Genomic DNA, 17,419 nt, shown 5'->3' with positions numbered 1-17,419 from the left:
CCGCCACAAATGGCTCGCACGCTCAGCGTCGCCGCGATCCAGACCTCGTACGGGATGGACCTGCAGGCCAACATCAAGAAGACCGAAGCCTTCATCCGCGAAGCCGCGGCCGGCGGCGCGCAGGTCATCCTGCCGTCGGAGCTGTTCCAGGGGCCGTATTTCTGCGTCACCCAGGAAGAGCGCTGGTTCGCCGAGGCCCATCCGTGGCGCGAGCACCCGGTGGTCAAGGCCATCTCGCCGCTGGCCGGCGAGCTGGGCGTGGTGATCCCGATCTCGATCTTCGAGCGCGAAGGCCCGCACTATTTCAACAGCCTGGTCATGGCCGACGCCGACGGCTCTATGCTGGGGCTGTATCGCAAGAGCCATATTCCGGACGGCCCCGGCTATCAGGAGAAGTTCTACTTCCGGCCTGGCGACACCGGCTTCAAGGTCTGGGACACGCGCTTTGGCCGTCTCGGCGTCGGCATCTGCTGGGACCAGTGGTACCCTGAATGCGCCCGCGCCATGACCCTGATGGGCGCCGAAGCCCTGTTCTATCCGACCGCGATCGGCAGCGAGCCGCACCAGCCTGACATGATCACCACCCTGCCGTGGCAGCGGGCGATGCAGGGCCATGCGGTGTCGAACGTCATCCCGGTCATCGGCGCCAACCGTGTCGGCTTCGAGCCGTGGGACGGCTATCCGAACGGCGGCCAGACCTTCTACGGCTCGTCCTTCGTGGCCGACCATCGCGGCGACTTGGTCTCGGAACTGGGAACGGCCGACGAAGGCCTGGTCACCGGAACCTTCGACCTAGACTACCTGACGACGCACCGCGCCGCCTGGGGCTTCTTCCGCGATCGCCGGCCGGAGCTCTACACGGCATTGGCTCAAGGTCGCCCTGCATGATCGCGACCGACCGCCTGACCCTGCGTCCGGCGGTCGACGCCGACCGGGACGCCATCGCCGCGCTGAACGCCAACCCCAGGGTCGGCGCCTGGCTGGGCGGCGTCCGCGATCGCGCCCAGAGCGACGCCTTCGTCGATCTGGTCCAGGCCCATGAGGCCGAGCACGGCTTCGGCTTCTGGGTCGTCGAGCGGCAGGCCGATCGCCAGGTGGTCGGCATGACCGGGATCTGGTGGGTCCCGCCGCACATGAACATGCCCGACACGGTCGAGATCGGCTGGCGCTTCCATCCGGAGGCCTGGGGGCAGGGCTACGCCACCGAGGCGGCCAAGGCGGCGCTCGCCTACGGCTTCGGCGCTCTCAATCTGCCCGAGATCATCGCCTTCACGGCCGGCGCCAACCTGGCTTCGCAGAGCGTCATGCGCCGGATCGGCATGGGCCATGATCCGGCACGCGACTTCGACCATCCGGGTCTGGCGGACGACCATCCGCTGCGCCGGCATGTGGTGTTCGTGGCGCGGCCTTAAGCGCCGCAGCCTTCCGGCGCGCCCTTGGCCTTCGAGGCGGCCACTTCCGCTTTCGCCTTGGCCAGATCCGCCATGAACGCCGGATCGTCGTGCAGGCGGGTGACCAGGGCCGAGCCCAGATAGCGGCCGGCCTCGACGTCGCTCTGGAAGTGGACGCCGCAGATGATGCGGCTGTCGCCGAAGGCCTTGCCGCGGGCCAGGATCGGCGTGGCGTTCTCGGGAACCAGTTCGGCGATGACCGAGCCCCAGGCCCAGCCGATCAGGCTGTGGCCGGAGGGATACGAGCCGTCGGTGTTGATCCAGGCCTCGCGGGGCACGCAGATCGGGGCGGTGTTGCCGACCGGCGGGCGCGGACGCTGGAAGACCGCCTTGGCCGGTTGGTAGATCTTGGCCGCATCGTCGGTGATCCGCAGCAGCAGGTTGGCCAGGGTCGGGGTCGCCTCGGCGCTGAGCGTCACGCCGGCGGCGCACGAGAAGCTCTTCATCCCCGCCTTGCCCGACAGGTCGGCGTCGGCGATCGCCTGGCTCCAAGTCGGGGTATTGGCCAGCTTGCGGGTCTCGTTGAACTGGGTGCGTTCGGCCTTGCCGCGCGGGGAGTCCGGCGTCGGCGGCGGGCCGATGATGGTCGCGGCGACGATGCCGCCGTCGCCGCCCAGATAGCCCGCCGGCGGCTTGACCCATCCGGCCGAGGGCGGGGTCGTGGCGACGGGCGCGGTTGAAGAGACGGCGGCGCAGCCGGCCAGGATCAGCCCCGAGGCGGCGGCGATCAGCATGAAGCGGGTCATGGAATGCCCTCCAGAAGTCATCCGCTCACAGAGCGTCGCGGATATCGCGCGTCAAGCGCGGGGCGCGTGTGAAAGAAGATTGACTCGTGGATATGTTATTTCATAACACATCAGCGTGGCCAATCCTTAGGCCAAGCTATCCGCCGTTTAGGACAGTTCATGCAGCGTCGCGTCGCCTTCTCCGCAGTGAGCCTCATCGTGCTCGCCGCCGCCGTTTCCGCCCACGCCGCCGATGTCGCGAATGGCGCGCCTGCGCCCGCCGCCGACGAGTCCGAGGTCTCCAAGGTCATCGTCACTGCTGCGCCCTATGGCGTCTCGGCCGACGCCCTGACCGCCAGTGTCGCGGTCGTCGACCGCACGCAGCTGGACCTTGCCCCGCCCAAGGGCCTGGGCGACGCCCTGGCGGGCCTGCCGGGCGTGCGCTCGACGGCGTTCGGCGCCGGCGCCAGCCGCCCCGTGGTGCGCGGCCTGGCCGGTCCGCGTGTCCAGGTGTTGACCAACGGCGTGGGCCAGATCGACGCCAGCGCCCTGTCGCCTGACCACCAGGTGGCCACCGATCCCGGCGAGGCCGAGCGTATCGAGGTGCTGCGGGGTCCGGCGGCGCTGGCCTATGGCGGTTCGGCGATCGGCGGGGTGGTCAACATCATCGACGACCGCATCGCCAGCCGTCAGCCGACCGACGGCTTGAGCGGCCGCCTGCTGGGCTCGGCCGGCACGGGCGACAACAGCTACGCCCTGTCCGGCGCCGTCCACGCCACCGTGGGCCCGTTCGTGCTGTCGCTGGATGCGATGAAGCGCAACAGCAAAGACTACAAGATCCCCGTCTATCCCGAATCCAAGCGCTTGCTGGCGTCGGAAGGCGAGACCGCCGAGGGTGGCGGCGGCAAGCTGGAGAACAGCGCGGTCGACCTGGAAACCTTCGGCGCCGGCCTCTCCTATGTCGGTGACAAGGGCTATGTCGGCATGTCGATCAAGCGCACGGACTCGCGCTACGGCGTGCCCGGCCATGCGCACGAGGGCGGAGACGATCACGACCACGACGACCATGATCACGACCATGCCGAAGAAGCGCCGGTCACCATCGGCCTGAGGCAGACCCGCATCGACCTGCGCGGCGAGTACGATCTGGATCTTGGCCCGTTCTCGAAGGTGCAGTTCTCGGGCGGCCACGCCGACTACACCCATACCGAGTTCGAGGGCGACGCGGTCGGCACCAAGTTCACCTCGGACGGCTATGAGGGCCGACTGGAGCTGGTGCAGGCCGAGCGTGGCGGCTGGAAGGGCGCCGTCGGCGTCCAGGCCCTGCGCCGCAACTTCGACGCCGTCGGCGACGAGGCCTACGTCCCCAAGACCAAGATCACCGAGTTCGGCGCCTTCACCCAGCAGCGTCTGGAACTGGACAACGGCTACGGCGTCGAGGGCGGTCTGCGGATCGACACCCGCGAGCTGGACAGCCTGAAGGGCAAGGCCGACTTCACCAACCTGTCGGGTTCGGTCGGTGCGTTCTGGCGGCCGACGACCGGCAGCTTCATCGGCCTGGCCCTCTCGCGCACCAGCCGCGCCCCGACCGAGTCGGAGCTGTTCGCCGAAGGTCCGCACGCCGCCACGCGCGGCTTCGAGGTCGGCGACGCCAATCTGAAGGAAGAGGTCGCGACCTCGGTGGAAGCGACCTTCCACTATTCGAACGATCGTCTGTCGGGCGACCTGCACCTGTTCGCCGCCCGCTATGACGGCTTCATCGACCTGCGCCCGACCGGCGCCGAGGCCGACGGCATGGCCGTCTATAACTACACCCAGACCGACGCCGACTTCCACGGCCTGGAGGCCGAACTCACCTATCGTGTGTGGAGCGAGGGGCAGCGCTCGGTCAGCCTGCAGGGCGGGGCCGACTATGTTCGCGGCTCGTCCGACCTGGGCCCGCCCGCCCGGATCCCGCCGTATGCCGTTTCGCTGAAGGCGCTGTACGAAGGGCCGATGTGGTCGGGCAATGTCGAGGTGCGCCGCACCGGAGGCCAGGATCGCGTGGCCGAGCTGGAGCTGCCCAGCGACGGCTACACCACGCTGAACGCCTCGCTGGCCTGGAAGCCGACCGGCGACGCGCGCCTGCGCCTGTTCCTGGACGGCCGCAACCTGACCAACGCGGAAGTCCGCGAACACGTCTCGTTCCTGAAGGACATCGCGCCTTCGCCGGGCCGCCAGGTCCGGGCCGGCATCGCTCTGCGCTTCTAAAAGCGGCGCAAGGCGAGCAAGCGGAACCCATCAGCCCCCGGGTTCCGTCGCGCCGGGGTTCGGTCCCTCTCTCCCGAACCCCGGTCATGCTCGCGCCTGGGATGAATCACAGACCGCGGGTCTCGTAACGACAGCGGCCCAGATTGCCGGTCCCGCCTGGATCGGCTAGAAGGCCAAGCCTTTGCGGTCGTCTTGAAACGCTCGAGCGTCCGTTTCCTATTCTGTCGTAGAGTTCTTCATGACAACGACCCCCTCCGCCGGCGGTGAAATCTCCGGCAACGTCCTGTTCTACACGTCGCCCGAGCCGCTGAACCGCGAGCAACATGCGAAGCTGGCCCTGGTCCACAAGGACCAGCCGTATGGCTTCGCCGCCGCCGGCACCGCCGTGCCGCTGACGGTCTCGGAATTCGCTCCGGCCGCCCTGACCTTCCCGGTGATCTTCGCCGGCGAAGACCGCGTGCCGCTGGCCGTGATGGGTCTGAACCAGCAGGAAAACCTGTTCATCAGCGCCAATGGCGCGATCGAGCCGAACGTCTACATCCCGGCCTATATCCGCCGCTATCCGTTCGTGCTGGCCAATGACGACAGCCAAGACCGCCTGATCGTCTGCATCGATCGCGGTTCGGACCTGCTGGCCGAAGGCGGCCAGACGCCGCTGTTCGACGCCAAGGGCGAGCCGACCGAATACACCCAGAACTGCATCCGCTTCTGCGACGACTTCGAAGTCGAGCGCCGCCGCACCGACTCGTTCGTGCAGCTGCTGAAGGAGCTGGACCTGTTCGAGCTGAAGAAGGCCACCTTCCAGCCGCAGGACGCCAACGGCAATCCGGACGGCGAGCTGGTCACCGTCGCCGAGTACTTCGGCGTCTCGGAAGAGAAGCTGAACAACTTGCCGGCTGAAAAGCTGAAGGAACTGCAGACCAACGGCGCCCTGGCGCAGATCTACGCTCACCTGGTCTCGCTGCTGGGCTGGGAACGCCTGATCACCAAGACCATGCTGAAGCAGCAAGCCGCCAACCTGAACTAGGTTCGGACGCAGCTTGAGAATGAAGGGCGGCGGGGCTTCTAGCTCCGCCGCCTTTTCTTTTGGCCGCTCGCTACCGCGCGAAGATGCTGCGGGTCAGGCAGGAGAAGACCAGGCGGCCAGCCTCGTCGAGCAGGTCGTGCTGGGCGATGACGATGCCCTTGCCCTCGCCGACCGGGTCCTTGCCCATCACCGTCATGCGGCCGCGCAGCAGCTCGCCGACCGGCGGATTGCGCATCCAGCGCAGGGCGTCGACGCCCAGGCGCTTGGTCTGAGGCCAGGCGGCGCTGGCTTCGGTGTCGAGCCGGGTCCAGATCGCGAAGACCATGCCGTCGGGCGCGCCGTTCTCGACCGGCCAGCCCGGGGAGAAGGCCGCGACGAAAGCGGCCAAAGCCTTGTCGTCCACCGCCCGCGTGCCCAGGGAGACGACCTGGCCGATCTCGATGTCGTCGAAGGCGGCGGGCATGGGCGGCTCCAGTTTGATTCGCTGTTCGACTGTCGGCCGCGCCTTCGCCATTGTCGAGAAGCGCACGGGGGTCCATGTGTCCGTGCGAGTTCCTTTCGCTGTCCGAGCCCGCGCATGTTCCTGAAGAAAGCCGTCCTCGCCCTGCAGGCCCTGGTCGCCGCGAGCCTTCTGGCGGGCGCGGCTCTTGCCGGGCCGGTGGTCAATTCCGGCCATATCGAGTCGGAGCTGGTGTCCCAGGAAGCCGGCATCGCGCCGGGTGGGACGGTCTATGTCGCCCTGCGCCAGAAGATCCAGGAGCACTGGCACACCTATTGGCGCAATCCCGGGGACGCCGGGGAGGCGACCAAGATCACCTGGACCCTGCCGGCCGGCTGGAGCGCCGGCGACATGGTCTGGCCGACGCCGCAGAAAGCCCGGTTGGGTCCGCTTCTGGACTATGCCTATGAGGGCGAAGTCCTGATCCCCGTGCCGATCACCGCGGCGGCGAACGCCCAGGTCGGAACCACGGTCAGCCTGACCGCCGACGTCTTCTACCTGGTCTGCGAGCAGGTCTGCGTGCCGGAAGAGGCCAAGCTGACCCTGATGCTGCCGGTCGTGGCCGGGACGCCCTCGGCCGATCCGCAGTGGGGCAAGGTCGTCGGCGACGTTCTGGCCAAGGCCCCCAAGCCGGCCGGGCTGAAGGCGGTGTTCAAGCTGGAGGGCGAGGCCCTGAAGCTGGCGATCACCGGCGGCCCGCTGAAGGGCGCCGACCTGGCCGGCGCCTATTTCTTCCCCTATTCGCCGAAGGTGCTGGAGCATTCCGCCGAGCAGGCGATCGAGCGTGGGCCGGAAGGCCTGACCCTGACGGTCAAGGCCGGCTACGACTTCATCGGCGGCGGCACGGTTCCCGCCGAGGTCGCCGGGGTGCTTTCGACCAAGGCGGGGGCCTGGGAGGTCACCGCGACGGCCGGTGAACCGCCCGCTTCGGCCAAGGGCCTTGGCGCGCCGCCGGCCGAGACGGCGCCGGCGACTGGCGTGACGGGCGGCCTCGTCGGAGCGCTGCTGTTCGCCTTCGTCGGCGGGCTGATCCTGAACCTGATGCCCTGCGTCTTCCCGGTGCTGTCGATGAAGGCCGCCAGCCTGGCCGGTCATGCCCACGACGCCGGCAAGGTGCGGGTGCAGGGCCTGGCCTTCCTGGTCGGCGTCGTCGCGACCTTCCTGGCCCTGGCCGGTCTGCTGCTGGCCGTGCGGGCCGGCGGCGCGGCGGTCGGCTGGGGCTTCCAGCTGCAGTCGCCGGTGGTCATCGCCGGCCTGGCGCTGTTGATGCTGCTGGTCGCGCTGAACATGTCGGGCGTCTTCGAGATCGGGACCTCGGTGCAGGGCGTTGGGACCGGCGCCTCGTCCAAGGGCGGGGTCACCGGCGCGTTCTTCACCGGCGCCCTGGCCGTGGTGGTCGCCGCGCCCTGCACGGCGCCGTTCATGGCCGGCGCCCTGGGCTACGCCCTGACCCAGCCGACCCTGGTGGCGCTGTCGGTGTTCCTGGCCCTGGCCCTGGGCTTTGCCGCGCCCTTTGTGCTGGTCGCCTTTATTCCCGGCGTGCTCAAGCGCCTGCCGCGTCCCGGCGCCTGGATGGACGTGTTGAAGAAGGGCCTGGCCTTCCCGATGTACGGCGCGGCCCTGTGGCTGGTCTGGGTGTTCGCCCAACAGTCGGGCCCGCTGTCGCTGGCGCACCTGCTGGCAGCCGGCGTCCTGGCCGCGTTCGGCGCGTGGCTCTATGGCCTGGCGCAAGCAAGCCGCGCGGCGGGCAAGCCGGCCCTGATCTCGATCCTGGTCGCCCTGCTGTCTCTGGGTCTGGCGATCACCGTCGCGACGTTCGGCGCCCTGGCCGCCCAGCCGCCGACCGCCGCTGCGACGTCAGCGGAAGCGCCGTCCGGTCCCGGCCTGGCGTCGGAAGTCTGGTCGCCGGAAAAGGTCGCCGAACTGCAGGCCGCCGGCCAGCCTGTGCTGGTCGACTTCACCGCCGCCTGGTGCGTGACCTGCCAGGTCAACGAGAAGATCGCCTTGTCCGGGGCCAAGGTCGCCGAGGCCTTCAAGGCCCAGAACGCCGTCTACCTGAAGGCCGACTGGACCAATCGCGATCCGGCCATCGCCAAGGCCCTGGCCGATTTCGGCCGAGTCGGGGTGCCGCTGTACGTGATCTATCCGAAGGGCGGCGGCCAGCCCGTCATCCTGCCCCAGCTCCTGACCGAAGGCATGGTGATCGAGGCGATCGAGAAGGCCGGCGTTTAAGCCCTACTTCTTCTTGTCGCCGCCGAACGGCAGGCGGCCCTTGACCTTGTCCAGCGGGGTCTTGGTCACGACCAGCGGCGGCGGGATAACCGGTGCGGCGACCTTGACCGGATAGGCGCGCCAGCCGGTCTGGATCAGCGGCGTGAAGCCCTGGCAGCGCGGGAAGTAGCGGACCATGCCGGTGCGCGGCTTGGCGATGGGGGCGGGCTGGGCGAGCAGCTGGTTCTTCGGGTCCACAAAGCGCCAGTCGCCCGGCAGGCCATAGCCCTTCTCGCCGCCCAGCCGAACGGCCTGATAGGCGATGTTGGCCTGGAACGGCGGCACGCCATAGCGCAGCATGGCGCGCAGGAAGATCTGGTCGGCCTCCTCGCGTTTGCCCGGCTCGCCGATCGTGTAGAGCCAGTCATGGACGATCGCGGCCCGCGCCGTCGGGCCCTGCGGGTCGATGAAGGCCTGGCCGTACCAGGGCACGCTGGCGAAGTCGGTGACGTACCAGCGCGGCACCACGATCACCTTGCCGGTCTCGACGTCGCAATAGGGGAACTCGGCGTCCAGGGTGAACAGCTTGCGGCCGTCCTTGGTCTGGTTGAACAGCATGATCGGCTGCGGCGTCAGCGAGCTGGGCGGCGTCGGGGCCGTCACCGGGACGTAGACGGTGGTGTTGGTCTCGGTGGCGCAGCCGGCCAAGGTCAGGCCGAGCGCGACGGACGCAGCGAGGAGCTTTGAACGGGACATGGATCGCGGGAGAACGAGCGGAAGTTGAGCAGGGCGATCTTCTGAGCGCCGCCGCCCCCTAGATCAAGCAAGAATGGCGAAGTTTCGACGCTGCGCTGCGACCGTTTCGCAAACCGGCAATCCGTGACAGGATCGCCACCGGGGGCTTCCAGCTCAGGAGAACCGTCATGTCGCTAACCCGCCGTTTCGTCGCCGCCGGCCTGCCGCTGGCCGCCCTGGCTCCATCCGTCGCTTTCGCCAAGCCCGCGCCCGACTTCACCGCCGTGGACGTCGACGGCAAGACCCGCTCGCTGTCGGAATTCCGCGGCAAGACCGTGGTGCTGGAGTGGGTCAACGAGGGATGCCCCTATGTGAAGAAGCACTATTCGGGGAATATGCAGGGCCTGCAGCAGGCCGCTCGCGCCGATGGCGTGGTGTGGTTGACCATCGCCTCGTCGGCCCCGGGCAAGCAGGGTTATTTCGCCGACGGCGCGGCCGCCAAGACCTGGATGGACAGCCGTGGGGCCAAGCCGACCACGCTGCTGCTGGACCCTGAAAACAAGGTCGCCACGGCCTACAAGGCCAAGACCACGCCGCACATGTTCGTCATCGATAAGGCCGGGCAGGTGGTCTACGAGGGGGCCATCGACGATATCCCGACCGCCAAGGTCGAGGATCTGAAGACGGCCAAGAACCTGGTCTCCGCCGCGCTGGCCGACGTGAAGGCCGGCCGCAAGGTCGCCACGCCGTTCGTGACGCCCTATGGCTGCGCGGTGAAGTACAAGGACGCCTAAGCCGCCGGCTGCGGCGGCGCGGTGATGACCTCGACATTGTCGTTCAGCAGATAGGTCATGTCGCGCAGGGCCAGGTCCTGCTCCTTGACGGTCTTGGCCGCGCTCATGGCGGTCAGCTTCTCGGGCAGGTCCTGGCTGATGCCGCGCAGGATGCACTTGAGATCGTCCACCGCGCCGCGATCGCGCAGTGTTACGTGGCCCTTCATGTCCAGCGCCGACAGTTCGCCGATCTTGGCCGAGAAGGCGTCGAAGCCCTTCAGCGGCTTGGCGGCGGCGGTCGGGTCGCCGCCGGCCAGGGCCTTGCGATAGGCCTCTGTCTGGGCCTTCAGCTGGGCGGCGCGCTTGACGATGTCCTGGAACAGCGGCTCGCCGGCCACCGATTGCGGAACGACCGGCTGCTGCATCACCGCTGGCGCAGCGGTCGAAGCCTGCCCCGGATTGAACGAAGCCATCCAGAGCATGGCGGAAAAGGCGACGGCGTCACAGGACATCTGATACTCCCGCAGAAAACGTCATGGGTCTGCCATGACGAGGCGGCGTGCGTTTGATAAGCCGCTACGCGTAAACACCGATTTACCAATCTTCAGAGGACCGCTCATGGCCAATCTCGACGCCGCCTGGACTCGCCTGGAAGACGCCGCCAAGGCCGCGGGCGAAAAGCGCATCGTCGAGTTCTTCGAGACCGAGCCGGGACGGCTGGAAGCGCTGACGCTCGACGTCGCCGGCCTGCACCTGGATCTCTCGAAACAGGCCTGGGACGAGGCCGGTCTGGAAGCCGCGCTCGACCTGGCCCATGCCGCCGACGTCGAAGGCGCCCGGGGCCGGATGTTCGGGGGCGAGGCGATCAATTCCTCCGAAGGCCGCGCCGTGCTGCACACGGCCCTGCGCGCTCCGGCCGACGCAGATTTCAAGGCCCAGGGCCAGCCGGTCATGGCCGAGGTCGACAGCGTCCGCCAGCGGATGAAGGCCTTCGCCGAAGCCGTCCGTTCGGGCGAGATCAAGGGCGCGACCGGCAAGCCGTTCAAGGCCATCCTGCACATCGGCATCGGCGGTTCGGACCTCGGTCCCCGCCTCCTGTGGGACGCCCTGCGCCCGATCAAGCCGCAGATCGACCTGCGCTTCATCGCCAATGTCGACGGCGCCGAGTTCGCCCTGACCACGGCCGACATGGATCCCGAAGAGACCCTGGTCATCGTCGTCTCCAAGACCTTCACGACGCAGGAGACGCTGTCCAACGCCGCCGCGGCCCGCGCCTGGCTGGTCGAGGCCCTGGGGGACACGGAAGCGAACCAGCATCTGGCCGCCATCTCGACCGCCCTGGACAAGACCGCCGCCTTCGGCGTGCCCGACGAGCGGGTGTTCGGCTTCTGGGACTGGGTCGGCGGCCGCTATTCGCTGTGGTCCTCTGTAAGCCTATCGGTCGCCGTCGCGGCCGGCTGGGACGCCTTCCAGGGCTTCCTGGACGGCGGCGCGGCCATGGATGAGCACTTCCGCACGGCCCCGCTAGACAAGAACGCCGCGGTGCTGGTCGCCCTGGCCCAGATCTTCAACCGCAACGGCCTGGACCGCCGCGCCCGCTCGGTCGTGCCCTATTCGCACCGCCTGCGCCGCCTGGCCTCGTTCCTCCAGCAGCTGGAGATGGAGAGCAACGGCAAGTCGGTCGGTCCGAACGGCCAACCCGCCGCCCGCGGCACCGCCACCGTCGTTTTCGGCGACGAGGGCACCAACGTCCAGCACGCCTATTTCCAGTGCATGCACCAGGGCACGGACGTCACGCCCATGGAGCTGATCGGGATCGCCAAGAGCGACGAAGGCCCGGCCGGCATGCACGAGAAGCTGCTGTCGAACCTGCTGGCTCAAGCCGAAGCCTTCATGGTCGGCCGCTCGACCGAAGATGTGGTCGCCGAGCTGAAGGGCAAGGGCGTGTCCGAGGCCGAGATCGCCACCCTGGCCCCGCAGCGCACTTTCGCCGGCAACCGCCCGTCGACCATGGTCATCCTGGAGCGCCTGACGCCCCAGACCTTCGGCGCCCTGATCGCCCTCTATGAGCACAAGACCTTCGTCGAAGGCGTGATCTGGGGGATCAACAGCTTCGACCAGTGGGGCGTCGAGCTGGGCAAGGTGATGGCCAACCGCATCCTGCCCGAGCTGACCGACCGCGCCGCCGGCGACCATGATCCGTCGACGACGGCCCTGGTCGAGCGCCTGCGCCGCTAGAACGTCTTCCGCACCCGGACCGTCACGAAGGTCCGGGGATCGATCGCGCGGTCCTCGACGAAGGCCACGGCCCGTTCCGTGGCCCGGTCGGCGAAGACCGTGCGGCGGATCGTGTAGTCGTCCCACAGGTTCAGCTGAGCGCGGATCGCCCAGGTCGGGGTCGGCTTGTACTCGACGAACGCCTCGTAATACTGCGCGCCGCGCCAGACATTGGTCTGGTCGGGGCCATAGGTGCCCGAGCCCAGCAGCGGCAGCCAATTGATCCCCCACTGGGTCTTCCAGCTGAGCACGTCCTGTACGAAGCCGATATTGGCCTGGGTCGGACGAATGCCCGAGATCGGCCGGTCCTTGCCGGTCGTCGGGTCCTTCACATGGGTCTCGTTCCAGTCGTTCTTGAAGGTGAAGCGGCCGCCCTTGATGCCCAGCTTGTCGGTCGGCACCACGATGTTGACCGACAGGCGGTCCAGGGTGGCGTCGCCGATATTGCCCGTGGCCGCCAGGCCGCCCGGCAGCGGCAACCGGTCGATCACCCCGATGATCTCGTCGTGGCGATAGGCGATCGTGACCACGCCCTCGCCCCAGAACCGGCGCTCGTAGCTGATCTCGCTGATCCAGCGCTGTTCGGGCGCCAGGTCGACATTGCCGCCATAGACGTTGTTGTCTTCCAGCTCGGCCGAGGCGGCGAAGTCCTCGAAGTCCAGCTGGCCCAGCTCGCGCTCGAACCGCAAGCGCAGCTGATTGCCGGCCTTCGGCGTCCAAGTCGCCTGGAAGCGCGGCTTGGCGTAGAAGAAGCTCTTCTTCTGGTCGGCGTCGCCCGACTGCTCGATCGTCGAGCGCTCCAGCCGCAGGCCGCCTTCCAGGGTCAGTTGCGGACTGATCCGCCAGGTGGCCTTGGTGAAGGCCTCGCCGCGCAGCTCCTCGACCTTGACCGAAGCGCTGGGCAGCGCCACCGTCGCCCCGCCCACGGTGAAGGCCTGGCGCGTGTCCAGCATGTTGTAGGCCGTCTCGCCGCCGGCCTCGATCGTCAGCCCCCGGCCGAAGTCGTGGCGCACCAGGGCGCGCAGGATCGATTCCGAGCTCTTGATGTCGGCGGTGAAGCGCTGCTGCGGGCTGGCGACGCCGCCCAGGGTCTCGTCGCTGGTCGAGACCTCGTCGCCGTTCTCGAAGCTGTGCATGGCCCGTGTTTCCAGCATCCAGCGCGGGGCCAGCGGGCGGGTCCAGGTCAGGCCCAGCTCGCCGTTCTTGTAGTCGTCGTTATAGGCGCTGCGGCGCAGGGCGACCGGCGATTGCAGGGTCTGCCACTGGTTCCAGTCGTTGACCCCGTAGCGCGCCGTGGCCTCGACCTTGCCGCCGAACAGAGGCGAGGCGTAGTTGCCGCGGATGCCGTTGCCGCCGCCCCAGCTGTCGTTCAGATAAGCCTCGTCGCGGATCAGGACGCCGGCGCCGTCGCGGCGCAGGTTGCGGCCCGGGCCGTTGCTGTCGCTCATGCCCGTGCCGTCGCTGAGCGTGACGCCCCAGCTGCGGTCGCCGTTGGTGGCGGTGAACTGATAGCTGCCGCCGTAGAGGTCGCGGCCGCCGTCGAAGATGATCGCCTTGGCCTCGACGATCGACTGGCGGCTGGCGCCCTTCTTCAGGATCACGTTCACGACGACCGCATAGCCCTGCATGTCGACGCCCGGCGCGCCGCCGCGGATCAGCTCGATGCGCTCGACGCGGTTGGCCTGGGTGCGGCCCAGCACATTGCTGCCGGTGTCGTTCTTCGAGGCTGGACGGTCGCCGTTGATCAGGATGTTGCCGACCGCGCCTTCGAAGCCGCGATTGCCCGAGCCGTCCTGCACCGAGAAGCCCGGCACCCGCTGCACCATCTCCAGCGCCGTGTTCGGACGCTGGGCGGCGAAGAATTCCGGCTGGAAGACCAGCACGCCCTTCTGGGTCGCATCGTCCAGCGGCGCTTCCGAGGTCGGCCCCGTGGGGACCGGCGCCACGGCGGCGGCCTGGCCGGCCCCCGCCGGCAAGGTCGCCTCGCTGGCGTTCGCCACGCCGGCGATCAGCAGCATGGCCGCGGTGGCCAGCAGCATGGTCTTCGTCATCAGTCTTCCCCTCTTCGAGGAGATGTCTGGCGTCGGCGACCGTTCATCTCAAGTTACAAGGCCGAAAGGTAGGTTACATCGGCGACATCATTACGGGATGTTCATGTGGCGATACGGGCTTAGACTTTAGAACCTTTTAACGAGGTCTTTGGGCTGCCAGCCGTTTGGCGCGTTGTCGCGCCTCTGTCGCAAGCCGATCCAGCACGGGCGTGCGGCTGGGGGCGACCAGTTCGGCGCGGCATTCGGCGAAGATCCGCCGGTTCTCGGCGCAGGTCGCCCGCATCGTCGCCAGTTCCTCGGGCGGGACCCTGTCGGCCAGCGCCTCGGCCTCTTTCTCGGCTCGCTCGGTCAGGCGCTCCAACTGGTCGTAGCAGTCCAGCGCCCAGCGGCTGATGCTGACGACGCGGCGAGGGCGCTTGCGGCGCGGCGGTTTGGATTTGGGCATGGGTCAGCTCCGTTGCAGGGCAGGGGACGCACGGCTTCGCCGCTTCACGCGGCGGGCCGCTGAAGTTGGATGGGGAGGCGACGGAGCGGCCGGGCGAACCCGGATACCGTAAGGTTTGTTTTGCGTTTCGGCTCGCTTACCGCTCCGCCAGGCTGTTCTTGTCCGTGAGGGCGGAGGGCGTGGGCCTTATCGGCCCGGGACTCCAAGAACCCCCGGACGGGCGCAGAGCAAGTCGATCGGCTACATCCGTCTCGACCCCGACGCTCCACGATAGGCGGCTTTAACGGTCACCGCCCTGTCGCTCCGCTGTCAGCCTTGATCCCGAGCGATCCCGTCACTCGTGCGCGCTCCTAAAGAGTAAGCCGCACGACCTGACGAGGTCGCCGGGAGCCATCAGCGGCCCCGCTCAACCTATCCCCATCGCCGCTTTGGGCCGGATCCAAGCGCCCTCCCCCTGCGACGGGGACCAGATGAGTATGGGGCCGCGCTGAACGCGGAGGATGGATTGGCGCGAGAAAGTGGGAAGTGATTGATTTCGTTGGTTGCGAGATCGCGAGCGCCGGGGATAGAGCGCGCTGAACGCTCGTAGTCGATCTCTCTGAGAGAGGATCGGTGGCGGCCGTCTCCTCCCCCGCATCGCGGGGGAGGTGGCCCAGAGGGCCGGAGGGGGCGCTCCCCGCCGCTCCACCCAACCGTCATCTCGCGACTTGTGCGCGGGACCCATGGTTCAGCTTCCATGTGAATGCTTAGGTCCGCACTTCACCTGCGGCGGACAAATGGGTCCCGCTAACAAGTCGCGGGATGACGGTTGAATGGGAGCTAACTGGTTTGTGAGGCGTCGGCTTTCATTGGCTCAATTTCATCAGCGGGCCAGACTGGGCGCTCAAGTTTAGCCCCTGTGGCTAGGCCAATCACCATCTTGAGTTGGTCGTCTAGCATGAGCTTAAGGATGTATCGCTCTTCGTCATCCGCGAAGCGGCCGTCAATTTTCTTTGCAAAGTCGTCGAGGTAGAGGCTGTTAGTTTTAAGCATAGTGCTCATGGAGGTCAGCCGTCTGGCGACGGAGTAGGGGCCTTGGTCGTCCAGCTCGAATATTGGAAAGCGATTAATGTCGTCTGCGACAGCCGACATCGTGAGAGCTGCGGTGTGGGCGGAGAGTGAGAACGGAACGAAGTTCGCCGATGTGCGGTGGTAGCTCTCGACGACCTCAACGCCATTCAAAAGTAATCTCGTTGCGGTACTCCGCAACTGCTGTCGACGCCGCCAAGTCGGTGCGAAAGCAGTCATGTAGGTTACGCCTAAGGCCAGCACCGCGCCGAAAAATTGCGCCCATCCGGCTAGCTTGTCGTGCGCTTCCAGCCACGCGACCAAGTCACTCATAGCTGCTCCCCCACGCTGCCCGGCCGCCCAACGGTCGGCGCGCGCCTTAAATCTCTTGGAGGCTGCAGCGTGCAGGGCTGATCAGATCAGTCAAGGACGACGCTCGGGCGTCGCCGCGCGGCGGCCGCCCGGAGGGCGGTCCTTGAGTGACCTGATCAGCCCTGCGATCGTCTCGCCGTGAGATTTTAAGGGTAGTTAGCCGTCTGCAAGTTGAACCCGAACGTGTTCTAGCCACTTGTCGTACCACCACCAATCGCCGGGCCGAAGTTCTACGCCGAATTTATGGATCGGGTTCTTGGCATCCGCTGCTTGCCAGAGAAGCGTATGCGCATGCAGGTTGAATTGACGGTGTCCCTCAGTCCTCATGATATCTACGATATCTTTCGGCTTGTGCTTCTTCCGCTCTGACTCTTTAACAAGAACGCTAGCGATTTCACGACCTTCAGCTGAATCTGGTCGAATGAATTCAACAACTTGGTCAGCTTTTCCCTTGGAGTTTACCGACAATTCAACATAGGCGACGCGATAGGCATACTTAGGGTCTCGGATGACCTCGTCCGGTAGGTCGTCTTCATGTGCCAGATGCGCCGCGATCAGATGAGCTGGAAGATCGGTGTCTTTCAGTAGGAGATCACGTTGCGATTTAGCTATCCCCGAAAATTGCAGTGCTACCCCGAGTTCGCGGTCGAGCCCGTACTCCGAACCAAACATGGCCTTGAGCGCTGTGTTGAAGTTTAGGCAGCAGGCCTGAAGTTTAGCGCTGACAAAGTTATCAATTCGGCGCGTCATCTGATGCTCGATCTCGTGACGAATTCCGATGAGGAATTTGAGGTTGGCCTTTGTCGGCGCGTCTAGCGGGCACTCGGCTTGTCCTAAACACTGCTCTAGTTCCCAGTGCTTGTCCGCACCGTGCCGCGTCTGAAGTACGTTTCCTGTATGGCGGTCACGATACCGATAGTCCAAGCCCAACCGCTTGAAGTGTGCGTGCAGCAAATAAGTCCATGCAATCACAGCGGTGACGATGAAGATTTCAGACTTGAAGTGGGCTCTCGGATTGTTGAATCCTTGCACCGCGTGAAGCATTGCTTCTCGCGCTTTGATTAGCAGTTCGTCGCCGATCAAATTTAGGCCGTTGCCATCAACGTTTGGCCAAGATTCGAGGAAGGCGGCCAGCTCTTCGGGAGATGCGGGTGGGATGCCGGTGTGAGTTTTGCCGTCCCGAATATCCTTGTTTCGACCATGATTGATCGAACGTGTGGGGCGAGTGAAGTAGGCGAGAATGTCCTGATCGTTTTTGGGGGGAGGCGTAGCCATCATCGCTTTCACGATCGAGATTTCCCAGCGCTCGAGCCGGTTGTTCGGATTTCTGGCCATGATGCAATCTAAGGGCGCTTTTCTAAGCTTGGCCATTCTGGCGGTACCCTTATCGGGTGTTCAGAGCCGCGATTGGATTGGACAGCTCCTCACCCCTTCCCCCGCACGCCCCACTAGGCTAAACCCCGCCCCGATGACCCGCGCACCGCATCACCACGGCTGCCACCACCATCCGACCTCGCCTCGCGGGATCGGCCGGGTCCGCGCGCTCTAAGCCGAGC

Annotated in this window: 15 protein-coding genes; 7 read left to right on the top strand and 8 right to left on the bottom strand. The window is 66.7% G+C overall.

Annotated features, from left to right (window positions below; genetic code table 11):
* Positions 1-9: 9 nt before the first annotated feature.
* Positions 10-888 carry an N-carbamoylputrescine amidase gene (gene aguB / locus E1H18_RS08435; protein WP_172266153.1) on the top strand — a complete coding sequence of 293 codons (879 nt, stop codon included), beginning with the start codon at positions 10-12 and terminating at the stop codon, positions 886-888.
* Positions 885-1,412: a GNAT family N-acetyltransferase gene (locus tag E1H18_RS08430; RefSeq protein WP_172266150.1), complete on the top strand. Its 528-nt coding sequence runs from the start codon at positions 885-887 to the stop codon at positions 1,410-1,412. Before aguB ends, E1H18_RS08430 begins: the two co-directional genes overlap by 4 nt.
* Here the strand turns inward: E1H18_RS08430 and E1H18_RS08425 are convergent.
* Positions 1,409-2,197 (bottom strand): phosphatase PAP2 family protein, encoded by a 789-nt coding sequence (locus E1H18_RS08425; protein ID WP_172266147.1) that lies wholly within the window; start codon positions 2,195-2,197, stop codon positions 1,409-1,411. The two genes, E1H18_RS08430 and E1H18_RS08425, sit on opposite strands and share 4 nt — an antisense overlap.
* A gap of 159 nt (positions 2,198-2,356) precedes the next feature.
* Here E1H18_RS08425 and E1H18_RS08420 point away from each other — a divergent pair, with 159 nt between their 5' ends.
* Entirely contained in the window at positions 2,357-4,426 is a 2,070-nt protein-coding gene (locus tag E1H18_RS08420; RefSeq protein ID WP_172266144.1) for a TonB-dependent receptor, read from the top strand.
* 238 nt (positions 4,427-4,664) lie between these two features.
* Positions 4,665-5,453 carry a SapC family protein gene (locus E1H18_RS08415; RefSeq protein ID WP_172266141.1) on the top strand — a complete coding sequence of 263 codons (789 nt, stop codon included), beginning with the start codon at positions 4,665-4,667 and terminating at the stop codon, positions 5,451-5,453.
* A gap of 70 nt (positions 5,454-5,523) precedes the next feature.
* Here E1H18_RS08415 and E1H18_RS08410 read toward each other — a convergent pair whose 3' ends face one another.
* On the bottom strand, positions 5,524-5,916 hold the full coding sequence (locus tag E1H18_RS08410; RefSeq protein WP_172266138.1) for an acyl dehydratase: 393 nt from the start codon (positions 5,914-5,916) through the stop codon (positions 5,524-5,526).
* A gap of 114 nt (positions 5,917-6,030) precedes the next feature.
* On the opposite strand from E1H18_RS08410, the gene E1H18_RS08405 reads away from it, so the two are divergent.
* On the top strand, positions 6,031-8,184 hold the full coding sequence (locus E1H18_RS08405; RefSeq protein ID WP_172266135.1) for a protein-disulfide reductase DsbD: 2,154 nt from the start codon (positions 6,031-6,033) through the stop codon (positions 8,182-8,184).
* A 3-nt stretch (positions 8,185-8,187) separates the two neighbouring features.
* On the opposite strand, the gene E1H18_RS08400 is transcribed toward E1H18_RS08405, so the two are convergent.
* Positions 8,188-8,919, bottom strand: a complete 732-nt coding sequence (locus tag E1H18_RS08400) for a DUF1353 domain-containing protein (protein WP_172266132.1) — start codon at positions 8,917-8,919, stop codon at positions 8,188-8,190.
* Positions 8,920-9,086: 167 nt separating this feature from the next.
* Between E1H18_RS08400 and E1H18_RS08395 the strand changes: the two genes are divergently transcribed.
* Positions 9,087-9,692, top strand: a complete 606-nt coding sequence (locus E1H18_RS08395) for a thioredoxin family protein (RefSeq protein ID WP_172266129.1) — start codon at positions 9,087-9,089, stop codon at positions 9,690-9,692.
* On the opposite strand, the gene E1H18_RS08390 is transcribed toward E1H18_RS08395, so the two are convergent.
* The gene (locus E1H18_RS08390; protein ID WP_172266126.1) at positions 9,689-10,183 is read right to left on the bottom strand and encodes a hypothetical protein; all 495 of its coding nucleotides are present in this window, start codon (positions 10,181-10,183) and stop codon (positions 9,689-9,691) included. The two genes, E1H18_RS08395 and E1H18_RS08390, sit on opposite strands and share 4 nt — an antisense overlap.
* A gap of 106 nt (positions 10,184-10,289) precedes the next feature.
* Between E1H18_RS08390 and pgi the strand changes: the two genes are divergently transcribed.
* Positions 10,290-11,909, top strand: coding sequence for a glucose-6-phosphate isomerase (gene pgi, locus E1H18_RS08385; protein ID WP_172266123.1), 1,620 nt, complete (start codon positions 10,290-10,292; stop codon positions 11,907-11,909).
* Here pgi and E1H18_RS08380 read toward each other — a convergent pair.
* From E1H18_RS08380 to E1H18_RS08365, 4 genes are all read right to left on the bottom strand, one after another.
* A complete protein-coding gene (locus E1H18_RS08380; protein WP_172267624.1) occupies positions 11,906-14,002 on the bottom strand; it encodes a TonB-dependent siderophore receptor in 2,097 nt (698 codons plus the stop codon). The two genes, pgi and E1H18_RS08380, sit on opposite strands and share 4 nt — an antisense overlap.
* 133 nt (positions 14,003-14,135) lie before the next feature.
* Positions 14,136-14,444 carry a hypothetical protein gene (locus E1H18_RS08375; protein WP_172266120.1) on the bottom strand — a complete coding sequence of 103 codons (309 nt, stop codon included), beginning with the start codon at positions 14,442-14,444 and terminating at the stop codon, positions 14,136-14,138.
* An 819-nt stretch (positions 14,445-15,263) separates the two neighbouring features.
* Complete coding sequence (locus tag E1H18_RS08370) at positions 15,264-15,824, bottom strand: hypothetical protein (protein ID WP_172266117.1); 561 nt, start codon at positions 15,822-15,824, stop codon at positions 15,264-15,266.
* 195 nt (positions 15,825-16,019) lie between these two features.
* Positions 16,020-17,234: a DUF3644 domain-containing protein gene (locus tag E1H18_RS08365; RefSeq protein ID WP_206679048.1), complete on the bottom strand. Its 1,215-nt coding sequence runs from the start codon at positions 17,232-17,234 to the stop codon at positions 16,020-16,022.
* Positions 17,235-17,419 lie beyond the last annotated feature (185 nt).

Origin of the sequence: Caulobacter sp. RHG1 (genome assembly GCF_013181195.1) — a bacterium.
Lineage (GTDB): Bacteria > Pseudomonadota > Alphaproteobacteria > Caulobacterales > Caulobacteraceae > Caulobacter.
The sequence above is the reverse complement of the archived record's forward strand: the minus strand, read 5'-3'. Positions and strand labels throughout refer to the sequence as shown.